General features: G+C 42.3%; 24 protein-coding genes. 10 read left to right on the top strand and 14 right to left on the bottom strand.

What is annotated here, in order from left to right; translation table 11 throughout:
• Positions 1 to 8: 8 nt before the first annotated feature.
• Genes FQ608_RS10680 through FQ608_RS10670 form a run of 3 tightly spaced genes read left to right on the top strand, consistent with a single transcriptional unit; the run spans position 9 to position 2,301 of the window.
• Positions 9 to 647 carry an ABC transporter ATP-binding protein gene (locus FQ608_RS10680; protein ID WP_158858219.1) on the top strand — a complete coding sequence of 213 codons (639 nt, stop codon included), beginning with the start codon at positions 9 to 11 and terminating at the stop codon, positions 645 to 647.
• Positions 644 to 1,864, top strand: a complete 1,221-nt coding sequence (locus tag FQ608_RS10675; protein ID WP_158858218.1) for an ABC transporter permease — start codon at positions 644 to 646, stop codon at positions 1,862 to 1,864. The genes FQ608_RS10680 and FQ608_RS10675 overlap by 4 nt, the downstream gene beginning before the upstream one ends.
• An 11-nt stretch (positions 1,865 to 1,875) precedes the next feature.
• Positions 1,876 to 2,301, top strand: coding sequence for a hypothetical protein (locus FQ608_RS10670; protein ID WP_394351651.1), 426 nt, complete (start codon positions 1,876 to 1,878; stop codon positions 2,299 to 2,301).
• An 85-nt stretch (positions 2,302 to 2,386) separates the two neighbouring features.
• Here the strand turns inward: FQ608_RS10670 and FQ608_RS10665 are convergent, their stop codons facing one another.
• Positions 2,387 to 3,217 (bottom strand): aminotransferase class IV, encoded by an 831-nt coding sequence (locus FQ608_RS10665; protein WP_158858216.1) that lies wholly within the window; start codon positions 3,215 to 3,217, stop codon positions 2,387 to 2,389.
• Positions 3,218 to 3,323: 106 nt separating this feature from the next.
• Here FQ608_RS10665 and FQ608_RS10660 point away from each other — a divergent pair, with 106 nt between their 5' ends.
• The gene (locus FQ608_RS10660) at positions 3,324 to 3,740 is read left to right on the top strand and encodes a hypothetical protein (RefSeq protein WP_158858215.1); all 417 of its coding nucleotides are present in this window, start codon (positions 3,324 to 3,326) and stop codon (positions 3,738 to 3,740) included.
• A gap of 8 nt (positions 3,741 to 3,748) precedes the next feature.
• On the opposite strand, the gene FQ608_RS10655 is transcribed toward FQ608_RS10660, so the two are convergent.
• Genes FQ608_RS10655 through FQ608_RS10645 form a run of 3 tightly spaced genes read right to left on the bottom strand, consistent with a single transcriptional unit; the run spans position 3,749 to position 5,409 of the window.
• Entirely contained in the window at positions 3,749 to 4,189 is a 441-nt protein-coding gene (locus FQ608_RS10655; RefSeq protein ID WP_158858214.1) for a c-type cytochrome, read from the bottom strand.
• The gene (locus tag FQ608_RS10650; RefSeq protein WP_158858213.1) at positions 4,170 to 4,835 is read right to left on the bottom strand and encodes an SCO family protein; all 666 of its coding nucleotides are present in this window, start codon (positions 4,833 to 4,835) and stop codon (positions 4,170 to 4,172) included. The genes FQ608_RS10655 and FQ608_RS10650 overlap by 20 nt, the downstream gene beginning before the upstream one ends.
• A 37-nt stretch (positions 4,836 to 4,872) precedes the next feature.
• Complete coding sequence (locus FQ608_RS10645; protein WP_158858212.1) at positions 4,873 to 5,409, bottom strand: CopD family protein; 537 nt, start codon at positions 5,407 to 5,409, stop codon at positions 4,873 to 4,875.
• Between the two features lie 51 nt (positions 5,410 to 5,460).
• On the opposite strand from FQ608_RS10645, the gene FQ608_RS10640 reads away from it, so the two are divergent.
• Positions 5,461 to 5,871, top strand: coding sequence for a hypothetical protein (locus FQ608_RS10640; protein WP_158858211.1), 411 nt, complete (start codon positions 5,461 to 5,463; stop codon positions 5,869 to 5,871).
• Positions 5,872 to 5,892: 21 nt separating this feature from the next.
• The gene (meaB, locus tag FQ608_RS10635; RefSeq protein ID WP_158858210.1) at positions 5,893 to 6,900 is read left to right on the top strand and encodes a methylmalonyl Co-A mutase-associated GTPase MeaB; all 1,008 of its coding nucleotides are present in this window, start codon (positions 5,893 to 5,895) and stop codon (positions 6,898 to 6,900) included.
• 51 nt (positions 6,901 to 6,951) lie between these two features.
• Here meaB and cas6 read toward each other — a convergent pair whose 3' ends face one another.
• From cas6 to FQ608_RS10610, 5 genes are all read right to left on the bottom strand, one after another.
• Positions 6,952 to 7,851 carry a CRISPR-associated endoribonuclease Cas6 gene (gene cas6 / locus FQ608_RS10630; protein ID WP_158858209.1) on the bottom strand — a complete coding sequence of 300 codons (900 nt, stop codon included), beginning with the start codon at positions 7,849 to 7,851 and terminating at the stop codon, positions 6,952 to 6,954.
• Between the two features lie 109 nt (positions 7,852 to 7,960).
• Positions 7,961 to 9,058 (bottom strand): redox-regulated ATPase YchF, encoded by a 1,098-nt coding sequence (gene ychF, locus FQ608_RS10625; RefSeq protein WP_158858208.1) that lies wholly within the window; start codon positions 9,056 to 9,058, stop codon positions 7,961 to 7,963.
• Positions 9,059 to 9,067: 9 nt separating this feature from the next.
• Positions 9,068 to 10,159, bottom strand: a complete 1,092-nt coding sequence (locus tag FQ608_RS10620) for an AI-2E family transporter (protein WP_158858207.1) — start codon at positions 10,157 to 10,159, stop codon at positions 9,068 to 9,070.
• Between the two features lie 153 nt (positions 10,160 to 10,312).
• Positions 10,313 to 10,648, bottom strand: a complete 336-nt coding sequence (locus FQ608_RS10615; protein WP_158858206.1) for a DUF3276 family protein — start codon at positions 10,646 to 10,648, stop codon at positions 10,313 to 10,315.
• A 174-nt stretch (positions 10,649 to 10,822) separates the two neighbouring features.
• Entirely contained in the window at positions 10,823 to 11,170 is a 348-nt protein-coding gene (locus FQ608_RS10610; protein WP_158858205.1) for a 4Fe-4S dicluster domain-containing protein, read from the bottom strand.
• Positions 11,171 to 11,415: 245 nt separating this feature from the next.
• On the opposite strand from FQ608_RS10610, the gene FQ608_RS10605 reads away from it, so the two are divergent.
• Together FQ608_RS10605 and FQ608_RS10600 are read left to right on the top strand one after the other, a co-directional pair.
• A complete protein-coding gene (locus FQ608_RS10605) occupies positions 11,416 to 12,432 on the top strand; it encodes an acyl-CoA reductase (protein WP_158858204.1) in 1,017 nt (338 codons plus the stop codon).
• Positions 12,433 to 12,589: 157 nt separating this feature from the next.
• The gene (locus tag FQ608_RS10600) at positions 12,590 to 14,854 is read left to right on the top strand and encodes an aconitate hydratase (RefSeq protein WP_158858203.1); all 2,265 of its coding nucleotides are present in this window, start codon (positions 12,590 to 12,592) and stop codon (positions 14,852 to 14,854) included.
• A 55-nt stretch (positions 14,855 to 14,909) separates the two neighbouring features.
• Here FQ608_RS10600 and FQ608_RS10595 read toward each other — a convergent pair whose 3' ends face one another.
• The 5 genes from FQ608_RS10595 to FQ608_RS10575 all read right to left on the bottom strand — a co-directional run bounded on the left by FQ608_RS10595 (position 14,910) and on the right by FQ608_RS10575 (position 22,432).
• Positions 14,910 to 15,203, bottom strand: coding sequence for a thiamine-binding protein (locus FQ608_RS10595; RefSeq protein WP_158858202.1), 294 nt, complete (start codon positions 15,201 to 15,203; stop codon positions 14,910 to 14,912).
• Positions 15,204 to 15,206: 3 nt separating this feature from the next.
• Positions 15,207 to 15,767: an aminoacyl-tRNA hydrolase gene (gene pth / locus FQ608_RS10590; RefSeq protein ID WP_158858201.1), complete on the bottom strand. Its 561-nt coding sequence runs from the start codon at positions 15,765 to 15,767 to the stop codon at positions 15,207 to 15,209.
• An 84-nt stretch (positions 15,768 to 15,851) separates the two neighbouring features.
• The gene (locus FQ608_RS10585; RefSeq protein WP_158858200.1) at positions 15,852 to 16,436 is read right to left on the bottom strand and encodes a 50S ribosomal protein L25/general stress protein Ctc; all 585 of its coding nucleotides are present in this window, start codon (positions 16,434 to 16,436) and stop codon (positions 15,852 to 15,854) included.
• A 36-nt stretch (positions 16,437 to 16,472) separates the two neighbouring features.
• Positions 16,473 to 17,399, bottom strand: coding sequence for a ribose-phosphate pyrophosphokinase (locus FQ608_RS10580; RefSeq protein WP_158858199.1), 927 nt, complete (start codon positions 17,397 to 17,399; stop codon positions 16,473 to 16,475).
• A gap of 275 nt (positions 17,400 to 17,674) precedes the next feature.
• Complete coding sequence (locus FQ608_RS10575) at positions 17,675 to 22,432, bottom strand: PAS domain S-box protein (protein WP_158858198.1); 4,758 nt, start codon at positions 22,430 to 22,432, stop codon at positions 17,675 to 17,677.
• A 692-nt stretch (positions 22,433 to 23,124) separates the two neighbouring features.
• Between FQ608_RS10575 and wecB the strand changes: the two genes are divergently transcribed.
• Both wecB and FQ608_RS10565 read left to right on the top strand, forming a co-directional pair.
• A complete protein-coding gene (wecB, locus tag FQ608_RS10570) occupies positions 23,125 to 24,216 on the top strand; it encodes a non-hydrolyzing UDP-N-acetylglucosamine 2-epimerase (RefSeq protein WP_158858197.1) in 1,092 nt (363 codons plus the stop codon).
• Between the two features lie 32 nt (positions 24,217 to 24,248).
• The gene (locus FQ608_RS10565) at positions 24,249 to 25,556 is read left to right on the top strand and encodes a nucleotide sugar dehydrogenase (RefSeq protein WP_158858196.1); all 1,308 of its coding nucleotides are present in this window, start codon (positions 24,249 to 24,251) and stop codon (positions 25,554 to 25,556) included.
• The last annotated feature ends 131 nt before the right edge of the window (positions 25,557 to 25,687 follow it).

Raw genomic sequence — 25,687 nt, 5'->3', positions numbered from 1 at the left:
CCAACAACATGTTAATTTCCAAATCCATACATTTTAAATACGAAAATTTACCCCCATTTGACCTCCCGGACCTCCATTTAAACCCCGGTGATGAATTGCTTGTATTGGGCAAATCAGGATCAGGAAAAACCACTCTGTTACATATTTTAGGGGGCTTGTTAAAACCGCAATCCGGAGACGTCATCATAGACGGCACCAGTATTTATTCCCTGAAGGGAAATGCGCTTGATAAATTCAGGGGAGAAAAGATTGGTATAGTTTTTCAAAAACCTCACATTCTGTCTGCGCTTACCGTCATGGAAAACCTCCAGATAGCCAATTATTTTGTAGGCAAAAATAAACAGAACACCATCGAAAAAAACCTCATGGAATTGGGTATATCGGATAAGAAATCCGCTAAACTGGACACGCTCAGTGAGGGTGAGGCACAAAGGGTATCCATTGCCAGGGCATTGGCCAATGAACCTAAGGTGATTCTGGCGGATGAACCTACCGCTAGCCTGGATGATGAAAATGCGGAAAATGTGATTCGGTTGCTTAAAATTCAGGCCAAGCGTTTGCAGGCAGTTCTTATTGTAGTTACCCATGACCAGCGGGTAAAAAATCATATTGCTAACCAATTGACGATAGGGGAGGTGTATCGATGAATTTACTTAAATTAAGCTGGAAATACCTGATAGCCAAGCCGCTAAATACAAGTCTAAATATCTTACTATTGGCTTTAGGGTTGGCGATAATTACTGTTTTGCTTCTTATGCAAGATCAGTTTGAAAATAAAATGACAAAGGATGCCGTTGGAATAGACTTGGTCATAGGGGCCAAAGGAAGTCCTCTTCAACTGGTTTTGTCTTCGGTATATCATATTGATTTTCCCACTGGCAATATAGATCTGGAAGAGGCAATCGGCGTATCAAAAAACCGATTGATAAAAAATACCATTCCGTTGGGAATGGGAGATAATTATCAGGGATTCAGGATAGTGGGAACTAATCACGATTATCTGGAGCTCTATGCGGTTAGCTTTGCTGCTGGATCTCCATGGAAAAAACCCTTTGACGTTGTCATAGGTCATGATGTGGCCACTAAGTTGGGATTACAGGTAGGAGATACTTTTGTAGGTTCGCATGGGATAGGCTCCGCCAGCCACGATCATGATGAGCATGACTATGTCATTACCGGTGTGATGGAAAAGCAGGGAAGCGTCGTTGATCAGCTTATACTTACCAGCATGGAATCCGTCTGGTTTACCCATGATGAAGATCATGACCATGCGTTAATGGAACTGCCTGTGACTACTACTGGCTTTCCTGAAACCACTGAACCGAGAGAAATCACGTCTCTTTTGGTTCAGTATAGAAATCCGATTGCAGCGGTACAGTTGCCGCGATTTATCAATAGTAGAAGTTCCCTGCAGGCAGCATCGCCATCGTTTGAGATTTCCAGATTATTTGAACTACTTGGTATTGGAGTGACCTTGGTACAGGGCTTGGCGGTAATCATTATTGTAATTTCCGGGCTGGGTATATTCATTGCACTTTACAATTCGTTAAAGGAAAGAAAGTATGATTTGGCAGTGATGCGGACCATCGGAGCATCTAAGGGGTTACTATTTAGGCATATTCTGCTTGAGGGGGTGTTACTTACCTTTTTAGGTGCATTGCTTGGTTTGCTTATTGGGCACCTTTTCCTTCTTATTTTGGTTGTAAATTATGATCAAGGAGCCATTGCCGGTTTACGTGCAGATGTTTTCTTAGTTGAAGAATTATATTTGGTTTTCTTTGCGATCTTAATTGGGGTATTGGCATCTTTGCTGCCGGCATGGAATGCTTACAGAACCGATATTGCTAAACAATTGACGAAATAAATAAAATGAAAATGAAATATCTATTGGTGTGCATAGCTGTTACTATGCTTTCGCTTCAAGTAAATGCCCAAACCTCTGTATGGAAAGACCTTTCGGAAGTGACCTATAAAATTGGGGAGGACGAATGGGGCGAATTATATCTACCTGTTTTTGGTCCTAAAATCAAAGACATGGAAGGAAAGGTAGTTGAGGCAGACGGATATATTATTCCATTCGAAGGGATGTTCAAGCCGGAACATATAATCCTATCCTCCTTGCCGCTTGCTGAATGTTTTTTTTGCGGATCAGGGGGCCCCGAAACGGTCATGGAGGTCATGCTTTCCACGCCTGTGAAATACACCTCTAAACGGGTGAAGGTAAAAGGTACACTAACTTTAAACGACAAGGACCCTGAAAAGCTTATGTATATCCTTACCGATGCGCAATTGATGAATTAAAAGATATAAACGGCAAAAAAATAAAACCTGCTACCAACTTGGTAAGCAGGTTTTATTTTTTACACCATTTACAGACATGTGGGGTTTAACGAGTGCTGAAAACCATGTTTTTTTCCATTTTTTCAAAAGCACTCATCAGGGACATTGTTTGGTTGCCCGGTTTTCCTGTGGCTATGACCTGATTTCCTATTGTCGTAATCGGGAGTATTCTTTTTGTTGTGCTCGTCATAAATACCTCGTCAGCATCAAGCAATTCATCAAGTTGGATATCCCTGACACTTACATTTTCGGCGAGTTCCATAACTTTTTTACGTGTGATACCTTCTAGGATATGAGAAGCGGGAGTACTGATGACTCCTTCTTTTACCATAAAAATATTACTTCTCGAACTCTCGGAAACCAGACCTTGATTGTGATAAATAACATCTTCGGCACCTTGGGATGGCCAGTCTACACTTAGAAAGCAGGGTAAGGTATAATTGGTTGTTTTTATTCTCGGTATAGGCCTCACGTATTCCACAGGAAGCAGTTTCACCCCCTTTTTATATTTTTCCTCACTTGGCAATTTTAAGGGTTCACAGAAAATGAATAAGTCACCAGATGCTGGAGTGAAAAAATTTTCTGAAATTCCTCCCGATAAGATCATCCGTACTCCCCCATATTCCAATTCATTTTTGGCGATAAGTTCGTGAATGATACCGGCAAGTTCCTCCCTCGAATAGGATAGTGGTAAATGGGCACTTTTGGCTGAGTCGGTAAATCTAGCCAAGTAGTCATCCAAAAAAAGTGGATTGGGGCCTACTGTTCTGAAAAAATCAAAAATGGCATACCCCCGTATCATTCCGATATCCAATGGGTGACAGGATGCAAACTTTGATTCTATAATTTCGTTTTTGGCAAAACAGAATGGTTTCATGGTTGCTGGTTAGAAGTAAATTGCTTATTAGCTGAATGAAGTAAAAGATGGGCATGCTAAGCCCAATTTCTTTATCTTTGTCACGCATTAAACATACTAGAAAAAAATGAAAATCCACTATTGGGCAGGTTTATTTATTGTTTGGATGGGCATTGAAGCTTGCACTGTCAAAGAAGACAGAGTTGCAAAACTTAAGAACGAAGTCATTGCCGTGCACGATGAGGTAATGCCCAAAATGGGCGAGTTGAGATCCAATCAAAAATTGCTGGAGGCTAAGCAAGAAGAACTTCGAGAGACATCCGCTGATTCATCCGAAATTCAACTATATAGGCAGGCAGCATTGGCCTGCGATGAAGCCTACGAGGGGATGTTTGTTTGGATGAGGCAGTTTGATTCCAAACTTGAAGGAATGGATGAAGAGGAATCGCTTTCTTACCTTCAGGATCAACGGGTCAAAGTCAATCAGGTAAACCGGGACATCAAGCAGGCATTGGAGGATGCAGAAAAACTCTTGGAGCGATGAATGAGGAATTATTTCAAATAAACATTCACCGAATCAATGGAGATCAGTTGTTCCCCATCGCCCCAGAGTGTATGAATATAAGTGGCGATTTGGGCAATTTCGATAGGTTTTAGATTGGGATTGGCAGGCATGGGTTGGTTATAGGTTGCACCGTTGACGATGATTTCTCCTTTTTGGCCGTATCGTATGATATGGACAGACCGGGCGATATCCACTTTGAGGTAGTCCGCACCCTTCAAGGGTGGGATGACCAACCCAAGGCCACTCCCATCTACCTGATGACAATTGGCGCAGTGGATAAGGTATAATTCCCGTCCGGCTATTGCATATTGTTTTGTTTTAAGATCAATTATGGCATTGAGGTTATCTCCCTTGTTTTCAGGTTTACAACTCACATAAAAACCTACTATAAGGAGAATGAAAAAAACATTAACTATCCAAATCCGCATTTTTAGCCAATAATTTAGGGATGTCACTCATTAGTCTGTTTACTTGTGTCTCCTTTGTGCCATCATACACTCCCCGGATGCGTCCTTCCTGATCTACCAAGACAAAGGCCCCACTATGAAGGTATCCTCCGGCTTCATTTTTATCCTCCATTGCCGTGGTTAGGTAGCTGGTCTGTCCTATTTCAAAGATATGCTCTTGATCCCCAGTAAGAAAATTCCATGTTGTGGCATCAGGTACTCCTAAACGGACCGAAAAATCCTTTAGCAATTCTACCGTATCGTGATTAGGGTCAATAGAATGGCTGAGAATAAGAAAATCCGGATTGTCCTTGAATTTTTCATAAACCCGAAGCATTTGGGTTTTCATCACTGGGCAAATAGTGGGACAACTGGTAAAGAAAAAATCAGCTACATAAACCTTTCCAAGTACATCTGCCTGGGTAAAAGTCTTCCCTTCCTGGTTTGAAAAAGAAAAAGGGGCGATTTGATGATATACGGTATCTATCTTTTTTTGGCCATTTATCATAATCTCCTCGGTATATCTATTCCCTAGGATAGGTAATTTCCCCTTTTCTTCAGAATTGGGGGTACAGGAAATAATTAAAATTAGACAAATGAAACTGATCCAATAGGTGGTTGCTGTCATGAATTTTACTTTTAAACATGACAATGAAGGGCGGTTATTAGTTCCGTTCACGAATTCTTTTGTAAAGTTTAATCCCCGACATAAGGATGATACCCAATGCTAACAGCCCCACTATACCCCAAACCATACTCACCAGGTTCTTTAAGACAATTAGAAAAACAATAGCAAATAGTAATAAGGTTGAAGCTTCATTCCATATACGCAGCTTGGTACCCGTCCATGTAGTGGTGCCGGACTGTAGTTGTTTAAATATAAAATGACAGGCAATGTGGTAACCATACAAAAGTATCACAAAAAAAAGTTTGGCTTGCATGAAGGGGAGTTCCAAATATCCCCATCGATAACTCAAGACCCAGGTTCCAAAGATTAATGTGAGAATAGCGGAAGGCCACGTGATAATGTACCAAAGACGGTATGCCATTAGGTCCAGTTGGGGTTTTAAGATAGCTCTTTCCGCTTCCGGCCGGTTTAGACTTTCTACTTGATAAATAAACAGCCTGACGATGTAAAATAGTCCCGCAAACCAGGTAACGATGAAAATTATATGTAGTGCTTTGATGTATTCGAATGCCATTCCCGAAAATTTGTCCTAAATTAATGGTTTAACTATTAAAAAGGATCATCCATGAGAAGTAATTATTTGTACTACGCCCTTTTGTTGGCTGTTTTTCTTGTATTATGGTGGATTATAGGGGATACCATTACCCAGCCGGGAATTTCGGATCTGGAGGGGAATTATACTGAAATGGCGATGTTCAGAAACGAAAATAATACTGGGCCCGTCGTCCGAATTTTTGCGGTTCATGCCGCGGACACACTATGGGAAGAGATGAGAGCCTATGGAGATTTTATGCCCCATACGAAATATGGCAATACCAAAGTCTTTTTTTTCCTTCAAGATTTGTCCGAATCTATTAATGTATTTCCAAATGAACCCTTTGTTTCTTCAGATTTGGCCGGTCTGTGTGTTGCGAAGTATGAGAAAACAGCCATGGGTGAGGTCAAATTTATCAAATACCCCTATAGTGACAATTGAAAAGTGACTTAACATATATTAATGAGCCGGAGAAATAGATATTCAGTACCAGAATATGTAGCGGGGATAGTCAAGAACGACCGACAAATTCTAAGCCGGGCCGTAACGTTGGTAGAAAGTACCTTGCCGGAAGATCAGCGGTTAGCCGAGGAACTTGTGGAGGGAGTTTTATCTTTTACGGGTAATTCGTTACGTATTGGAGTAAGTGGGGTACCGGGAGTGGGGAAAAGTACTTTTATTGACCGATTTGGTCAATTGCTGATAGAAAGAGGATATAGGGTAGCGGTACTAACAGTAGACCCAAGTAGTGAGGCTGGAAAGGGGAGTATTCTGGGAGACAAGACAAGGATGGAGCAGTTGAGCACTTCTCCAAATGCCTTTATCCGTCCATCCCCATCAAGCGGAATTTTAGGGGGCGTCTCGGCCAAAACAAGAGAGTGTTCTCTACTGTGCGAGGCAGCAGGGTACAATATAATTTTAATAGAAACTATAGGTGTAGGCCAGTCGGAAACAGCAGTGAAAGGTATGGTGGACTTCTTTCTGTTACTGGCATTGGCAGGTGCTGGGGACGAACTTCAGGGAATAAAAAAAGGAATCATGGAGATGGCGGATTTGATTGTCATTAACAAAGCCGATGGAGAAAACCAGAAGGCGGTAGAACGGGCAAAAGGACAACTGGTAGAAGCACTTCATTTTTTTCCAAAAAAAGAAAACGGATGGATCACCGAGGTATCCACTTGCTCCTCCTTGATGGGAGTAGGAATGGAAAGCATTTGGAATACAATTGAGTCTTTCGAAGAGAAAATGAAAATCAATGGATTTTTTTATAAGAACAGAGCGTTACAGCGGGTTCATTGGATGAAAGAGCAAATCCATTTACTACTTGAAGTAGGTTTCTATTCGGATAAAAAAATGTCAAAAGAAATCGCGCAGAAAAAATCCCTGGTTCAAACTGGGGGGAAATCCGCACTTGCCGCGGCCAGGGAATTGGTGGAGAAGTACTTGTACTTAAATTCGATTAAAGAGTGAGATCCATAATCCTTTGTAAATAAAAAAAGGGAGCATTTCGCTCCCTTCTTTTTATTCGATACTGTCAGCAGCATCACTTTCTTCTGTATCCGGGGCTCCGGATTCCCTCTTTGGCAAATTCTCATTTCCATGAGATCTGTAGGGAACGAAACCTTCCCGTTTAAAGCGGTAAGATTCTGTCCGCTGGCTGGGCATATTATTTGCCAAATCCAGCATGCCAAATCCTTTGTGGGTAAAAGCCCCCAATCCACATTTAAAAACGAAATCCTGAACCTCAGCAGCAGCATAAAGGGTAAAAGGAAGGGTATAACCCCTCACTTCATACTTCACATCCATGTCGTACACAGAATAAATCCTTGCGAACTTTTTCTGTTGTTCCCGCAACTTATTGACATAATTCATGTCAGGAACTACTTGGAACTTGTAGAAGGATTCCATCTGTTCTTGTGAATACCATCCTGACTTCTCCATTCGGGTAAGTGTGGATTCATAGAGCAAATCGGAAAATTCATCCGTATCCGGGTTGATAAATCGCTTTCCTGATTCATCATCAAAGGTGGGCATTAACAACACCAATGGGGAAATACAAACGAACTTATTGGAGGTTTCCAATTCCGGCTCTGTTTCTTTCTCCGTGTATTCGGGGGACAGAATCAGATTTCCCAACTCAATTTTTGGCGTTTTAAACACTTGCTCCAAGAGATAATCAAGAAAATCTTGGTCAGGAGCTGACAAAACCAACGTGACCAAACTTGAATAATAGTGTAAACCGCTTCGACTTACCTTAGTTTGACCTTTCAGTCCAGAGAAGTTGAAGTAATTGTAGTTGAAAAACGATTCATTTCCTCCCTTGACTATCAGTCCCTTAAGGAACTGGGCAAGGATATACTGGTGATGAAAGGGCAAATAGGCACCTTTGTTTTTTAAAGAAAATATTAATCTGATTCTCACGACGTTAAAAATGAAAAGTTAAACAATGATTTTATACATTTTCATATACAAGTAACTTATTTTTGGGTAATTAAGTTGCAACAAACTTAACAATAAAATTTCATTATTTTTATACGTTGAACCGAAAATGCATAATATCCCCATCCTTTACCACATATTCCTTTCCTTCTATCGCGATTTTTCCGTTTTCTCTACACGCCGCTTCTGATTTGAACTGTTCATAATCGGATAGCTTGATCACCTCTGCCTTGATAAATCCTTTTTCAAAGTCGGAGTGAATCACTCCGGCTGCCGCAGGCGCCTTCCACCCCTGCTTGATGGTCCATGCGCGCACTTCCTGTTCTCCGGCTGTAAAATAGGTGATCAGGGTCAATAATTTATAGGCTGCGGAAATCAGTCGGTTCAAGCCACTCTCTTCCAAACCGTATTCGGACAAAAACAGTTGCTTCTCTTCTTCCTCTTCAAACTCGGCAATCTGGGATTCAAGGGCTGCGCAAAGTATAACCACCTCAGCATTTTCCTCTTTTACCGCTTCCGCCAAGCGGGCCGTATGTGCGTTGCCCTTTAGTATTTCTTCTTCCGAAACATTAGCCACATAAAGCACCGGTTTAATAGTGAGTAGTTGAAGGTCTCTTACAGCTTCCAGATCCTCTTCTTCTACGTCGACTGACCGGGCATTTTTCCCAGCTTCGAGGGCTTCTTTGAACGTAATTAGCGTTGAAAGAATTTTTCTGGCTTTGGCATCTCCTGATTTTGCGATTTTCTCGTTTTTTTGGATTTTCTTATCTATAGATTCCAAATCTTTCAGCTGAAGCTCCGTATCTATTACTTCCTTGTCAAAAAGAGGATCTACACCACCTGCCACATGAACAATGTTTTCATCTTCAAAACACCGAATGACATGGATAACTGCATCCACTTCGCGAATATTTCCTAGAAACTTGTTTCCAAGACCTTCTCCCTTGCTTGCGCCTTTTACAAGTCCAGCGATATCGACGAACTCAATCACAGTTGGTAGTACGCGCTTCGGATTGACCAGCTTTTCAAGAACTTGAAGTCTCTTATCTGGAACTGTAACCACCCCTACATTTGGTTCGATGGTACAAAAAGGAAAATTTGCCGCTTCTGCTTTCGCACTTGACAACGCATTAAACAAAGTTGATTTACCGACGTTGGGTAACCCAACTATCCCGCATTTTAATCCCATGAATGTAAATTATATCTTATCAATTTTAAATATCCGGTAATCTTTATACCCTTTGTAAAATTCTTTGAAGGAAACCCTGAAAATGGTATAAACGGGAATAGCAAATATCATTCCCATGACTCCAGCCAATTTTGCTCCGGCAAAGATAACAACAAATATTTCAAGCGGATGCGCTTTTACGGATTTAGAAAAAATCATTGGTTGTAAAAAGATGTTGTCACAGAGCTGCACCACAGCAAAAACCCCAAGGATTTTGACTACGAGGAAATAGATATCATTGGCTTCTGAAAAATTACCTGTAGCAAGACCCACCAAAATCCCAAACGTTGCTCCCAAAATGGGACCCGCATAAGGTATTAAATTCGCCACTGCCGCAAAAACGGCAATGCTCATCGCATATTCTATGTTGGCCAACAGAAGACCTATAGAAGCAAGGGAAAATATGGAGGACATCTGAACGAGAAGACCAATCAGGTAATTGGACAGTAGACGCTCAATCTTGTGTACAGTGGCAACGGATAGTTCAAAATAAGGATTAGGCACGAAATTGATGAGGTTTCTTCTCAACAGGCCGTTTTCCAGTAATAGGAAAAACGTAATAAATGAAATTGCTAAAATACTGATCAACAAGGAGCTTGTCGTCGAGATGAACTGATTGACGAACCCCTGAAGATCTATTCCACTCAGGGTATTTAGAAGGTTACTCTTAATAAGCTGAAGCAAATAACCCGGTTCGTTGGCTATAAGGTTAAATTTGATCAAAATCCTTTCGATATATCCTGCAGGTTTTTGCATCTGCTCGTACAGGTAATTGACATTCAACTCTTGAAGTAATTCAAATTGAGTCCTAAACAGGGGTATGAACAAAAACACCAACATGGTAACAACCGTAATGACGCATCCAAAAGATACAAGGATGGCCACAACGCGCGGTACAGGCTGCCCAAGGAGGTAGAGGTTACTTATCCTGTTGGTAAGTGGGCGGAGTACAGCGGCAATGACCAGAGAAAACACTAGGTACATGCTGATGTTCGAAAAATAGACACCTAGCAGGATGACCAATATAGCTACAAATAATGCCTTTAGTACCCCTTTGTTCATAGAAACCAAAAGTACAAAAAAGAACCTCTTGGTAAAATAAGGTAGCCTTTTTTCGGCCGAATTATTCTATCAAGAGGTTTAAAGAGAAAGATCTTCTTAACTAATGCTAAAGAAGTACAGAGAAAAGTTGAACCGAACGAATTGGGTATTTAATTACTCCCATTTAAGGTCATCTCCAAATTTATCGGAGTCCTCATTCGTCTCAATATCAAATTGGGAAAAATCAAAATCCGCCATTAATTCATTTTTCACATGGTCTACGGTGTTTTGAAGGGCATCTACAAATTTGGCAAAGTCTTCTTTATACAGAAAAATTTTATGTTTTTCATAAAAAAAACTATCATCTTTCATTTTGCGCTTGCTCTCCGTAATGGTGAGATAGTAATCATTGGAGCGGGTAGATTTGACATCGAAAAAATATGTTCTTTTTCCTGCCTTCACCTTTTTTGAGAAGATCTCATCTCTATCGTAATCTCTTTTGTCTTCCACAATCCTAAACTTTTTGGTTTTTGTCAAAAATAATTTTTGACAAGATAAAGTAAATAGAATACTTATTTCAAAATTAGGTAGAATTTTTTAATAAAAAAATGGGGCAACCAACAAAATATACGATGGAAACCACACATTTTTATATCTATAAGTGTGTGGTTTCCATCGTGCGGATTATTCACCATGCATGAATATTTTTTTAGACATTAACGCATCTTCACTCTCCCGATGATCAGGATCGTCTACGCAGCAATCTACTGGACATACCGCAGCACACTGAGGTTCTTCATGAAATCCGGTACATTCGGTGCATTTGTCCGAAACGATGTAATAAAATTCGTCGGAAACGGGTTCTTGCTTTTCCGTGGCATCAACTACACTTCCGTCTTCCAAAGTGACTTGCTTTAGGCTGGTGCCCCCTGCCCATGTCCAGGATACACCACCTTCATAAATAGCGGTATTGGGACACTCGGGTTCGCATGCACCGCAGTTGATGCATTCATCAGTTATCATTATTGCCATGTCGATACTTCTCTTTAATGTTGGATACAAAACTAATAACCATAATACAATTGAACAAGTTATTTGGTTATACTTACCTTAAAAATAATTCCCTACATTATTTGTTATGCTAAGTAAATCCGGAAGAGACGTCCGCACATGGCGAGGGATTGTGCTTGATTCGAACTATATTTGCACCCCGCCCCATTTGCAGCAGGGTGGAAGTGGGCCGTATGTGCCGGCCATATATCCTTAGTTAGAAATCTATGTTTTTAGAAGAAAAAATATCCTCCTTTGACGCATTGGGTAATTTCCTGAAAAAACTTGACAACCATACGTTTGATGAGTTGGCTTACAAGGTGGTAAACAACAACAATTGGTTTACTCCAGAACATACCCGCATTGCTTTGGCAGGGTTAAGCAATTTATTGGAAGAAAATAAGTTGAGAAATTGGCTCTTACCCTACCCCAAGGCGAATGCTCAAAACAGTCGATCTGTGGGGCTCATTATGGCAGGTAATGTACCTGCAGTCGGTTTCCATGACCTCCTGTGTGTCCTCATTGCCGGACATACTGCACATGTTAAATTAAGTGCCACTGATGGGGTGTTGATCCCTTGGCTGATGGAGAAGCTTTTTTCAATCTCACCAGAAATTGAACGGCAGGTGGTATGGTCAGAAAGGTTGAATGGCATGGATGCTTATATTGCCACCGGAAGTGATAATTCTGCACGCTACTTTAATTATTACTTTGGTAAATACCCGCACATCATCCGCAAAAACCGCACTTCGGTGGCAATATTGGACGGCAAAGAAACTGATGATGACTTGGCGAAACTTACCGATGATATTTTTTTGTATTTTGGACTTGGTTGCCGAAATGTTTCCAAAATCTACATCAAAGACCCAATCCAACTCCAGCAATTGCTTCAGGCAGCGGATAAACAAGCAAAAATCATTGATCACCATAAATACCTGAACAACTACGAGTACAATAAATCGATCTATTTGGTGAATCAGGAACCCCATTTGGATAACGGGTTTCTCTTAGTTCGGGAAAGCAAAGAGTTGGTTTCACCAATTGCAGTGCTTTTTTACGAACTATACAACAGTCAGGAAGAATTATCCTTAATGTTAGACTCAGTTGCCCATAAGATCCAATGCACAGTCAGCCGGCAAGGCTGGTTTCCGGGATCGGTATCCATGGGTCAGGCACAGTTTCCTTCATTGGGCGACTATGCGGACCAGAAGGATACGCTGAAGTTTTTATTGGATTTAGATTAATCTGAATTCACTGGGTAGTATCTCTCCGAACAAAAGATTGTTTTGATTAGGTATTAAATCAAGCAAAGTAATGCCCATTTTGGGCTTTATATGCGTGATTTTTATATCTTTGCCTGCAATTGAATTTTCAAACACATAATCATATAATACATTTCCAATGGTATTTGATATAGAAATGATCAAGGCTGTATACGGCAATTATCCCGCCCGAATCGAAGCAGCCCGGAAAGCGGTAGGTAAGCCGTTGAGCCTTACAGAAAAAATACTGTATGCACATTTATCTGAAGGAGCTGCAAGTCAGGCGCTTGAAAAAGGTGTGGACTACGTGGATTTTCAACCCGACCGGGTAGCCATGCAGGACGCCACAGCCCAAATGGCCCTATTGCAGTTCATGCAGGCGGGAAGGTCGCAGGTAGCTGTGCCGTCAACCGTGCATTGTGACCACCTTATCCAGGCGGAAATCGGAGCCACTACCGATTTGGAAAAGGCAAAAAATAAAAATAAGGAGGTTTACGATTTTTTATCATCCGTATCCAATAAATATGGGTTGGGCTTTTGGAAACCAGGTGCGGGTATCATCCATCAGGTAGTGCTGGAGAACTATGCTTTTCCCGGAGGCATGATGATAGGCACTGATTCGCATACCCCAAATGCTGGTGGTCTGGGTATGATAGCTATAGGAGTAGGCGGAGCAGATGCCTGCGACGTAATGGCAGGACTTGCTTGGGAACTGAAATTCCCAAAACTGATAGGTGTAAAATTGACCGGAAAGCTTTCTGGTTGGACATCGGCCAAAGATGTAATCCTCAAAGTAGCCGGGATCCTTACTGTTAAAGGCGGAACAGGCTGCATCGTGGAATACTTCGGTTCCGGGGCACGCTCACTATCTGCTACGGGAAAAGGTACTATCTGTAATATGGGTGCCGAAATTGGCGCAACGACCTCCATCTTTGGTTATGATGAAAAATCCGAGGCGTATCTTCGAGGAACGGGTAGGGCACAAGTTGCGGACCTGGCCAACGGCATCAAAGAACATCTTACCGGTGACAGCGAGGTTTATGATAGTCCAGAGAAGTACTTTGACCAAGTTATTGAAATTAACCTATCTGAACTGGAACCACATATCAACGGACCGTTTACTCCGGATTTGGCTTGGCCTTTGTCGAAATTTGCAGAAGCTGTAAAGAGCAACGGATGGCCACAGAAGCTTGAAGTGGGTTTGATCGGGTCTTGCACCAACTCTTCCTATGAAGACATATCCCGTGCGGCCTCGTTAGCGCAGCAGGCCGTTGATAAGAAGTTAAAAGCAAAATCCGAATATACAATTACTCCAGGATCGGAGCAGGTACGCTACACCGTCGAGAGAGATGGGTTCCTTGGGACTTTTGAAGATATGGGCGGGGTCGTGTTGGCAAATGCCTGTGGGCCTTGTATCGGTCAATGGGCCCGTCACGGAGCTGAAAAGCAGGAGAAAAATTCGATCATAACTTCATTTAACAGGAACTTTGCCAAGCGAGCCGATGGCAACCCCAACACCCATTCCTTTGTTGCTTCCCCGGAAGTGGTTACCGCTTTAGCGATTGCAGGCGACCTTACCTTTAATCCCATGACGGATACCTTGATCAATGAAGAGGGTCAAGCAGTCATGCTGGATGAGCCATTGGGGCTGGAACTACCTGCCTTGGGCTTCGCCGTAGAGGATGCTGGATATCAAGAGCCAGCGGCTGATGGCACGGGAGTGCAAGTGGTCGTAGACCCTGCTTCTGAGCGTCTTCAATTATTGGATCCGTTCCCAGCATGGGAAGGACAGGATTTGAAAGGATTAAAGCTGCTCATAAAAGCACAGGGTAAATGTACTACCGACCATATATCAATGGCTGGTCCTTGGTTGAGGTTCCGCGGACACTTGGATAACATCTCCAATAACATGCTCATCGGAGCGGTCAATTCCTTCAACGGAGAAACCAACAAGGTGAAAAATCAACTTACCGGGGAATATGGAGAGGTGCCTGCCGTACAGCGGCAATATAAGCAGCACCAAGTTGGTTCCATAGTCGTGGGAGATGAAAACTATGGAGAAGGATCTTCTAGGGAACATGCGGCGATGGAACCGAGGTTTTTGGGAGTAAGGGCCATCTTGGTAAAATCCTTCGCCAGAATCCACGAAACAAACCTGAAAAAGCAGGGCATGCTTGCACTTACCTTTGACAATACTGCGGATTTCGATAAGGTTCAGGAAAACGACAGCATAGATATCGTTGGACTGGATACTTTCAAGCCGGGCAGGTCATTGACAGTAGTGCTTAACCATGCCAATGGAAGCGTGGATGAAATCAAAGTCAACCATACCTATAACGAAGGACAGATTGGCTGGTTTAAGGCAGGTTCTGCACTAAACCTCATCAAAACAGAAGTAGTATAAGCAACGGGATTTATGATAATAAAAAAAAGCAGGCCGGGATTTCCGGTCTGCTTTTTTATTTTAGGAATTTTCCGGTTTTTTCCGCCATCGTGACATCCCCGTTTTTTCTGACCTGAAGGCGATAATAGACCAAAACCTCATCGGCACCTGCGGAAAGCACAGCTTCCTGAGCCTTTTGGGCAATAGCCATAAGTATGTCCTGAGGGCCCTCCATGACAGTTTCAAAAGGCGTGACAGAATAGGGAACTCCGGATTCCTGGATTACCCGAATGGCCTCATCCACTAAAGAATAAGTATCGATTGTTTTACTTTTTGGGACTATTTGAAGTCCTAGGTTGATGCTATACATAGGTTATTGGTTAAATTGACTCATGGCCTGGTTAATGCCCACCGTACAAAAAGCCTCTATCATGTCAATGGCCCGGTCCATCGCCTCCGGAAGTTCATTCAGTTCCCGATTTCCCAGCCTTCCAAGAACGTATTCAACTTGTCGGCCTTTCGGGAAATCATCTCCGATACCAAAGCGTAGCCGGGGGTAATCACTTCCGTTGAGGGTTTCTTCGATATTTTTCAAGCCATTATGTCCAGCAGCTGATCCTTTGGGCCGCATGCGAAGCTTTCCAAATGGCAGGGCAAGATCATCGACAATGACCAATAAATTAGATTTTTCGATTTTAAGTTCTTTTAGCCAATAATTCACTGCCCGACCACTTAGATTCATGTAAGTAGTAGGTTTGATCAGAAAAAGTTGCCTTCCTTTCACCTTGTATGATGTAGTGAATGCAAGACGGTTACTTTCCCAGGTCAGTCCTTTCACATCAGCGAGGCGGTCTAAGGTCAGAAATCCCACATTGTGCCGGGTAAGTTCATATTCGGCACCTATGTTTCCCAATCCGGCAATCAGATATTTCATAAACAGAATAGTAGCAGTCGTTGGAATAAAAAATCCTGCCTCTTCTGAAAAAGGCAGGATGTTGCAGTCATTTTAAGGCAGGTATTAAACTTCTTCTTCGCCTGCTTTTTTACCTCTAAGGGCCCTTGGAATACCGATAGTTGCTATCGTTACATTAGGGCTAGTTAGGATTTCAAAATTTTCTGCTTTCAGATCAGACACCTTTGCAGACTTACCCAAGTCGAGCTTGGAAATATCTACAGTAATGCTATCAGGAAGATCCGTAGCAAGGCCTTTTACAGAAAGTGTCCTTGCTTTTACTTCCAGTTTTCCACCTTTCATAATACCTGGAGAAGATCCCTTGAAATTGACTGGGATATCCATTTTAATAGGCGTGCCGTCACTGTAAGCCAAGAAATCAGCATGCAGGATCATTTCACTTACCGGATGGTACTGAGCCTCTCTTAAGATTGCCTTGATGATCGTGCCTTCGATGTTCAGCTCTACCATATGAACTTCAGGGGTATAGATTAAATCCCTGAAAAGGATGATGGGTGAATAGAAGTGGATTTGCTCCTTAATGCCTGGTCCATAAACCACGCAAGGAACATTTCCCTCTTCCCTAATTTGGGTAAGTTCTCTGCTATCGAGATTTGCTCTTTTAAACCCTATAATCTCTATTGATTTCATAAGTAATTGGTATAAAATAGTTAAAATTAAATTCGGTTAAATAAACAGGGCACTGATTGACTCATTCCCAGTGACTGCATGAATTGCTTTGCCAAAAAGGTCAGCTACTGTAAGCACCTTGATTTTTGAGGATTGTTGCTTAAGCGGAATAGTATCGGTAACGACAAGTTCGGACAAGACGGAATTTTCTATGTTTTCATACGCATTGCCTGATAGCACTCCGTGAGTGGCAATGGCGCGGACAGAGGTCGCTCCTTTATCCAGAATTATCTGAGCAGCTTTGCAGATAGTTCCCGCAGTATCGACCAAGTCATCCACTAACACCACATCCATACCTTCCACATCTCCGATTACCTGCATGGAAGCCACCTCATTGGCTCTTTTTCTATGCTTGTCACAGACCACCAACTCTACTTTAAAATGCTTGGCGTAAGCCCTTGCTCTTCCAACACCACCCACATCAGGTGAGGCAAAAAGGAGGTTCCCCAAGTCCAGACTTTTCAAATAGGGCACAAAAATAGCTGATCCGTTCAAATGATCCAAAGGAATATCGAAAAATCCTTGAATTTGTCCAGCATGAAGATCGCACGTCATAATTCGGTCAGCCCCTGCGGATGTCAACATGTTTGCTATCAACTTGGCTGCAATGGATACTCTTGGTTTGTCCTTTCGGTCCTGACGCGCATATCCATAGTAGGGGATAACGGCGCAGACTTTGTACGCACTAGCTCTCTTGGCAGCATCGATCATCAGGCACAATTCCAGGAGATTATCAGCCGACGGATTGGTAGATTGGATCAAAAACACATTACAGCCTCGGATTGACTCGTTATAGCTTGGAGATAATTCTCCGTCGCTAAACTTACTAAGCGTCAATTCTCCCAATTCCTGACCGTACGCTTTTGCAATTCTCGATGCTAATTCAGCCGTATTGGTCCCGGAGAAAATTTTTACCTCTGGCATGTTGTAAAAGGATTTTTTGGTGGATGGATTCCTTGATATATTCCGACAAAGGTAATAAAAATTGTACACGCATGTGAATGAAGGAGTATTATTCGTGAAAAGGAAGATTGGATGGATGGATTTGATTTTATGGAAAACAAAATTTTACGGGCCGACTGACGGGTTTCATCCGGCTATTTGGAAGTTACTGCCTTAATGGGAGTCCAAAATAATGATTGATGGAAAAAATTCATTAGCGGGAAGAAATGGGCCGGATTAAGATGAAACGTACACAATTATTGTAAATGGTTTTTCAGTTCATTCACCAGGTGGGAGATTTCCGACAATAACTGCTTTCCTACATGTAGTATTTGATGCTCGTTTTCTGGATATTCCAAATTTTCCATCTGGTCTGTCAATGGTAGTAATATGAAAAATCCAGCAGTGGCTGCGGCACCTTTAAGTTGGTGTCCAACTGACTTTATTTCACCATAATTGCGTTCGATTAGATGCTTTTCCAGCGCATCATAGCATTCTAGCAAAGTCCCATTTGCGATCCGCAACAGTTCTTGGCTGGTTGTTTTATCACCATCAAATAGGTTGTATAAATGCACTTTGTCAAATCGAACCTGCTTGTGGGGTTTTTGGAATGTGATTACGTCAGACACTTCTTCCAAGTCGGCGCGCAACCATTTCCCCATCATCTTTGTAAGGGTTTCCTGGACTATGGGCTTACTGACATAATCATTCATGCCAGCCTGGATGCAACGTTCTTTTTCTCCTATTACCGTACCTGCGGTTAGGGCGATGATCGGCACTTCCTTACCGGTCTCCAGATTTCGGATAGCTTTTGCTGTTTCATATCCGTTCATAATAGGCATCTGAACATCCATCAAGATTATGTCCGGTGTTTCCCTTACCACCCATTCATAAGCTTCCAGCCCATTGTTTTTTTCGATGATTTCGATATGCTCGCTGATTTTGGATAAGATGATTTTGGTCAATTTCATATTCACCGGATTGTCTTCGGCAACGAGGATTCTATATGGCTTACTCAGAAAGAGCTCTTCATGTAAGCTTTTTTGCTTTGCCTGATCAAGATTGATTTCAGGGGCGAGAATTTTGCGGAAGGCTTCAAAGATCTGATCGGCTTTGATGGGTTTGGCAAGTTTTTGGCCAATATTCAGCCTCGCCATGAGTTCAGGGTCTTGTCTTTCATCACCCGCGCTTGACAGTAGGATTATAGGGATATCTGAAGCGAGGGAGGTGTTTAATTTGCGGATTTTTTCTGCCGTTTCCAGACCGCTTAGGTAAGGCATGCGCAAATCCATCAGGATCACGTCAACGTCACTCTCGTGTTCTAGGAGTTGCATAGCATCAAATCCATTTTCTGCTTCACTGACTCTGATCCCCTTACCAGTAAGCAATTCTCGTAGCAGGTGCCTGTTGGTTTCGTTGTCATCCACTACAAGAACATGGGAAATGTTGCCGATGCCTGTCCAAACCTGCCTTTCCCCTTCCTCTGCGGAAACCTCTAAGTCAAAAAAGAAGGTGCTGCCTACACCGAGTTTGCTTTCTATTTGCAGTTGACTACCCATAAGGCCCAATAGCTTGTTCGAAATCGTCAACCCAAGTCCGGTGCCTCCAAATTTACGTGTGGTGCTGGCATCTTCTTGTGAAAAGGCCTCAAATATTTTTTTCTGTTTGTCTTTGGCAATGCCGATTCCTGTGTCTTTCACCGCAAAGCGGTAGACTTTTTTCCCTTCACCCAAATCCTCTTTTTCAGAGACCTGTAGCAGCACCTCACCTTTTGAGGTGAACTTAATGGCGTTGGTGAGTAAGTTCACCAGAACCTGCCTAAGCCTTACATCATCTACATACAGGTATCTGGGCAAGGCTGCGGATATATCTACCAGCAACTCCAACTGCTTGGAGTGGGCTTGATATTTGGTTATGTCAGCAACTTGTTCCCCCAAAAGAAACAAATCCGAACGTTCCACCGACAGATCCATTTTGCCCGCCTCAATTTTAGAGAAATCAAGGATGTCGTTGATTAAATCCAGCAGCGCATGTCCCGACTGGTGGACGGTTTTCATGTATTGAAGCTGGGTATCAGAAAGAGGAGTTTGCATGAGAAGGTCCGTGAAACCAATCACACCATTGAGTGGGGTGCGTATCTCGTGACTCATGTTGGCCAAAAATTCCGATTTGGCCATATTGGCCCGTTCGGCTGACTCCTTGGCCTCCTGAAGTTGAGTCTGATGTCGTTTTTGTTCAGAGATATCCTGTATAACTGAGAGCGTTACCCACTGTTGATCTTCATTTAAAAAGCGTATACCACGAACTAGAGCAGGAAATGTAGAACCATCTTTGCGTATAAAATTCTTTTCAAAGAGGTCATGTTTATTTTTTGCTATAAGATCCGCTAAATTCTTTTCTTCCTTTTGCAGCTCCTCAGCAGGAGTAATGTCATTAGAGGATAAAGATCTTAGTTCCTCTTTGGTGTATCCGGTGGGATCGGCAAATGCTGTGTTGACTTCCAGAAACTTTCCAGATTCAAAATCATTAAGGGCTATACCAACCGGGGATAAATCAAAAAGTTGCTTGAATTTCTCAAAGTTAGCTTTGATTTCATTTTCAAGGTTTTTGTTGTAAGAAATATCCTGACAAGTCCCGAACATACGAAGAGGTTTTCCATCACCGGACCAGGAAGCTACTTTGCCACGATCCATGACCCATACCCAGTGTCCATTTTTATGTTTTAGCCGTATCTGCGTCTGATAAAAATCGGACTTTCCTGCAAAATGCTGAAGGAGTAGGAGGCTGGAAGCAGCCAAGTCCTCCGGATGACAGTAGCTCTCCCAGGTTTTCCTGTCTACTTCCCTAATTTCATCCAAGGTATAACCCATCATATCAGCCATGCGGTAATTAAACCGACTTTCGCCTGTTTGAACATTCCATTCCCAAGTACCCGCATTGGTTCCTTTGATGATGTAATCAAGGCGTTTGGTCTTGTCGGAGAGTGCAATCTCGGCCTCTTTTCTCGCAGTGATGTCGTTGCTGATCCCGACTATGCCCTCCACATCCCCGTGTTCATTGGTAAGTGGGAGCTTGGAGATTAGGCAATACCGTTTCGTCCCACCCTTTTTTATTTGGATTACTTCTTTGTTGATGATTTTTTCGCCTTTCTCAAGAATCAGCCGATCTTCTTCCCGGGTCAGTTCGGCGGTGTCTCCGTGGTAGAATTCGAAGTCCGTCTTGCCCAATGCCAGCTCCTCATCCTGGATACCCAGGTAATCAAGTTCCGCCTTATTCACTAGCGTTTTCTGGAAGGAGGAATTTTTGGTGAAAATATTAATGGGAATATTGTCAATTATCGTACGCAGCAATTTACGTTCTTTAATCAAAGCTTCGGAGTTTACTTTTGCCTCGTTTATATCTTGGATAGAACCAAAAAGCCTGACGCAAGTTCCGTTATTCATTTCCGACTGACCGTTGATACGGACCCAACTTTCCCTATTTTGGGAATTAATTAAGATTAGATCAAGTCGAAATTCCTTACCTTTTGTGATTGCACATTCTACTGCTTCTTGAAATTGCTGTCTATGACTTCCCTCTTTGAAAAAACTAACGGTTCCGTTTAGCGTAGGAAGAAATTCAGGACCCACGTCAAAAATTCCTCGGGCAAGTTCCGACCAAGTGGCATTTCCATTTTCTATATTGATTTCCCAAGCACCCAATTTTGCGAGCCTGCTCGTGTCCTCAAATAATTTCTTTGTTTCGGTCAACATATGTTGGGTAGCCAGTATATCGGTGACATCCACACCGTTCACCAAGACATAGGGTTTATTTGCCGTAGGTTGAGATAGGCAAAAATGAAGCTGAAAGTCCCTAAATTCTCCGGATTTATCAAAAAGCTTAAGTATACCCGAAAAGGAGCCTTGCCGCATAAGCTCTACCTGAAAATTACCTATTTTATCTGGCTCACAAGCTAGAAATTCCGCAAAATTCTTTCCAATGATATCTTCCTTGCCATATCCAAGTAATCTTGCTCCTGGTGTATTGATGCTGATAATTTGTCCGTCAAGCTCATAGGTGCATAAAAGACCTCTTCCGTTTTCAAAAAAATGGCTGAATTCCTTTTCTCTGTTTTGTACAAGAATTTCCTTCTCTTTACGAAAATTAATATCTTTGATAACGCAGAGAATGGTATCCGTCTCGTTACTAATACATTCAAAACTGATCTCATACCAACGGAAATATCCCCCAATTTCCAGACAATATTCTCTCGTTACCCTCCGGATATTTTGACATGCCTGATTTATCTGTTGGTTGATCAGAGGAAGTGATTCTTTGAGGAACGGCACATCATCAGGCCCCAATCCCTTGAATTTCTCGGGATCTATTAAAAGTGACTTGTTATTATCCGCATAAGACTCCTTTACTATTCGATTTTCATTGAGAATAAACACAACATCACCCACATGGTCTAATAGTTTTTGTATGTATTTGTTTATATCCTGAAATTGTGAGGTAAGCCGCTCCAGATGTTGTTTTTCCTTATGAAGGGTCAGTAAATTTTCTACCTCCTTGCTTAGTATTTCCAATGCTCTGATCTGGGATGAATTCAGCGAACGCGGCTGATAGTCAACTACGCAGATGGTGCCGAGAGCATGCCCTTCGGGATCCATAAGCGATTTGCCTGCGTAAAATCGCAGATTGGGATCGCTAGTCACCGCAGGAAAATTACAAAAACGAGGATCGAGAGCGGCATCTCCCACTTCCAATAGCTCCTCGCTGAGGATGGTATATTGACAAAATGTAATGTTACGGGGAGATTGCTCCGCGTCCGTACCATGGCGTGCTTTGAACCACTGCCTATCTTTATCCATCAGACTGATCAAGGCCACTGGCACTTCGCAGATTGTTGCTGCCAGCTCCGCCAGATTATCGAAAGATACTTCAGGCAAAGTGTCTAGGATTTTATAAGCCTCAAGGGCTTTCAACCGTGCGACTTCATTGGGTGGAAAAGGTATCGAACTGATGTGAGTCATAGTACTAAAAATGGAAACCCAATTGATGTTATGTTGGGGCAAAAATTAAAATATTCCCTAAGATTATCAATGATTTCAATCATTTATTTTGATAAAAATCAATAGCTGATTGTAAAAACAAATAAATTGTTTTAAGCGACAAAAAAATGTATATATATACCCGCAAAATTGAGACGGTAAATGATACTTCATTCGCCTGCTAGAATAGGTTGATTAATTAACCTAACAATCTAAATTGGTTTGCAGAGTATAGGAAAATTACAACAAATATGGAATTTATGAAAACCGTAAAAAATATTATTTTTGCTAATGCAAACCATTTTTTTTACTTTGCGGGTAAGAAAGAGCTCTGAAATTCGCGGATGTTTTTTGGACCTTCATTTTCACCTTACCTGTTTGGTTAATTGTCCTCCAAGAATCATTAAGATAGATCCATCAAAGGAAAACTGTTTTGTTATATTTAGATCCAATACCCCCTAGAAAATCACTCCCAATTGTTTGATTGTTTTTGCGTATTGGTAACCTTGAAAGTAGCCGGGATGAACTGACAGCAAAGATTCTTCGTTTCGGGAAAAATCCCCAAATTCAGTAATAGAAAAAACAATTCGGTTAAAATGCCAAATTTATAAAGGGAATATTTTATTTTACCCTACCTTTGTCCCAAATTTTCAATATTAAATAGGTAAGCAGATATGCTGATTGATCTTATTGCGGGAGCTCGTCCCAATTTTATGAAAATTTCCCCGATCATCGACGCCATACAAGGTGCGGCAGCGGCAGGAAAGGACGTTCGGTTTCGTCTTATACACACAGGACAGCATTACGACAAAAACATGTCCGATAGTTTTTTTGACCAGCTCGGCATCCCCCAACCCGACGTCAACCTGGGGGCGGGTGGAGGTTCGCAAGCCGAGCAGACGGCCGCCATAATGATTGGCTATGAAAAGTTACTATTCGATCAGGGAAAACCTGCTCTTTGTCTGGTGGTCGGAGATGTGACCTCCACCATGGCTTGTGCTATCACCGCCCAGAAGCTACAGGTAAAGGTAGCTCATGTCGAAGCAGGAATTCGCTCGGGTGACTGGAGTATGCCTGAGGAAATCAACCGCTTGGTGACCGACAGCATTACAAATTATTTCTTCACAACATCGACTGTGGCAAACGAAAATCTCCGGAAGTCAGGAATCGGTGAGGAACAGATATTTTTTGTAGGAAACACTATGATCGACACGTTGATAAAGCATCGGCCCCGTTTTCAGAAACCTGAGGTTTGGGATAAGATTGGTCTTCGTGACAAGGAATACCTCGTAATGACTCTTCACCGACCAGGCAATGTAGACCAAGAGGAAAAGCTCAAATCCCTGATTCAAGAAATAATCGACCACACGCAGGGATTGCCGCTGGTGTTCCCCGTACATCCCCGAACCAAAATTATGCTGCGGACCGCCGGTATTTCACATGAACGCCTTCATATGATTGACCCCTTGGGATACCTGGAGTTCAATTACTTGGTCGAAAGGGCAAAAGCAGTGATTACTGATTCGGGAGGCATCACAGAGGAAACTACGGTAATAGGCGTCCCATGCATGACTCTCCGGGACAATACAGAACGTCCCGAAACCATCACCCAAGGAACTAATGAACTGCTGGGTACCGATCCTAAAGCTATAGCTCCCTCCATGAAAACGCTTTTTGGCGGAAAGTGGAAGACCGGCCAAATACCTGAAAAATGGGATGGCAAAACAGCCAATCGAATTGTTGCCAAACTTTTGGAAATTTTATAAATCAATCAACTAACAAACATTATTTCATCTCTATGAATGCTTTATTAACACCCCTTAACCAATCCAAGATAGCCGTAGTAGGATTGGGATATGTCGGACTGCCGCTTGCTGTGGAATTTGCCAAAAAGTATGCCGTAATTGGGTTTGACATCAACGCTAGACGTATCAGCGAACTCCAGCAGTGTAAAGACACCACACAGGAAGTTTCCAATGAACACTTAAAGGCTGTTCTTTTAAAGGACCACAGTCCGCAAATAGGCCTCTTTTCGACAGACAAAACTGCAGGTCTTGAGTCGGCCAATATTTTCGTAGTAACTGTGCCCACCCCGACAGACAGGTATAATCGTCCTGTACTTACGCCCATGCTCAAAGCATCGGAGACGGTAGGGAGAGTGCTAAAGAGGGGAGATGTGGTCATTTATGAATCCACTGTTTATCCTGGGGTAACGGAAGATGAATGCGTGCCTGTGTTGGAGAATATTTCTGGACTTACCTACAATAAGGATTTCTATGTGGGCTATTCTCCGGAACGAATTAATCCGGGTGATAAAGAGCATACTGTTTCGAAAATACTAAAAGTAACCTCCGGAAGTACTCCGGAAGTCGCGGAATACGTGGATGAACTTTACAAAAGTGTTATTACAGCAGGCACATATAAAGCAACCTCCATCAAAGTAGCTGAAGCAGCTAAGGTTATCGAAAACTCACAAAGGGATATAAACATTGCTTTTGTCAATGAATTGTCCAAAATATTTAACTTGATGGGCATTGATACCCAAGAGGTATTGACCGCAGCGGGTACTAAGTGGAATTTTTTACCTTTCCGGCCTGGACTTGTAGGTGGTCACTGTATCGGCGTAGATCCCTATTATCTGGCCCAGAAAGCACAGGAAGTAGGCTATCATCCCGAAATTATCCTAGCTGGACGTAGGTTAAACGACAGCATGGGTAAGCACGTGGCGACTGAGGTCATCAAATTAATGATGCGGAAGGACCTCAAGGTGATAGATGCCAGGGTTTTGATTCTCGGATTTACGTTTAAAGAAGACTGTCCGGATGTCCGGAATACCCGTGTGATAGATATTTATAAGGAACTGAGATCCTTTGATATGGAAGTGGATGTATATGATCCCTGGGCCAGCAAAGAGGAGGTTTTCCATGAGTACGAGATAGAGATTATCGATGGACAAACCGCTCCAGATCTCACTGCCTATTCCGCCATCATACTCGCGGTAGCTCATCGCGAGTTTAAAGCGTTGGACATCTGTAAATCAGATCAACAGGTAGTATTTGATGTGAAGTCTGTGTTGGAAAAAGATTTGGTTGATGCCCGATTATAGGTTTTATGCTCGGACAGTAGTGGAATAAAGTAGTGGCCTAAATCTTTAATGGTTACACGTAAAATTTGGATGTTCTGTAGAATTTGTTATTAAGACTATTGATATACGGAGCTTTCTAACTTATATCCATT

It is taken from the genome of Lunatibacter salilacus, from assembly GCF_009797935.1.
Taxonomy (GTDB): Bacteria; Bacteroidota; Bacteroidia; order Cytophagales; family Cyclobacteriaceae; genus Lunatibacter; species Lunatibacter salilacus.
Note: the sequence above shows the minus strand (reverse complement) of the source record. Positions and strands in the feature narration are given on the sequence as shown.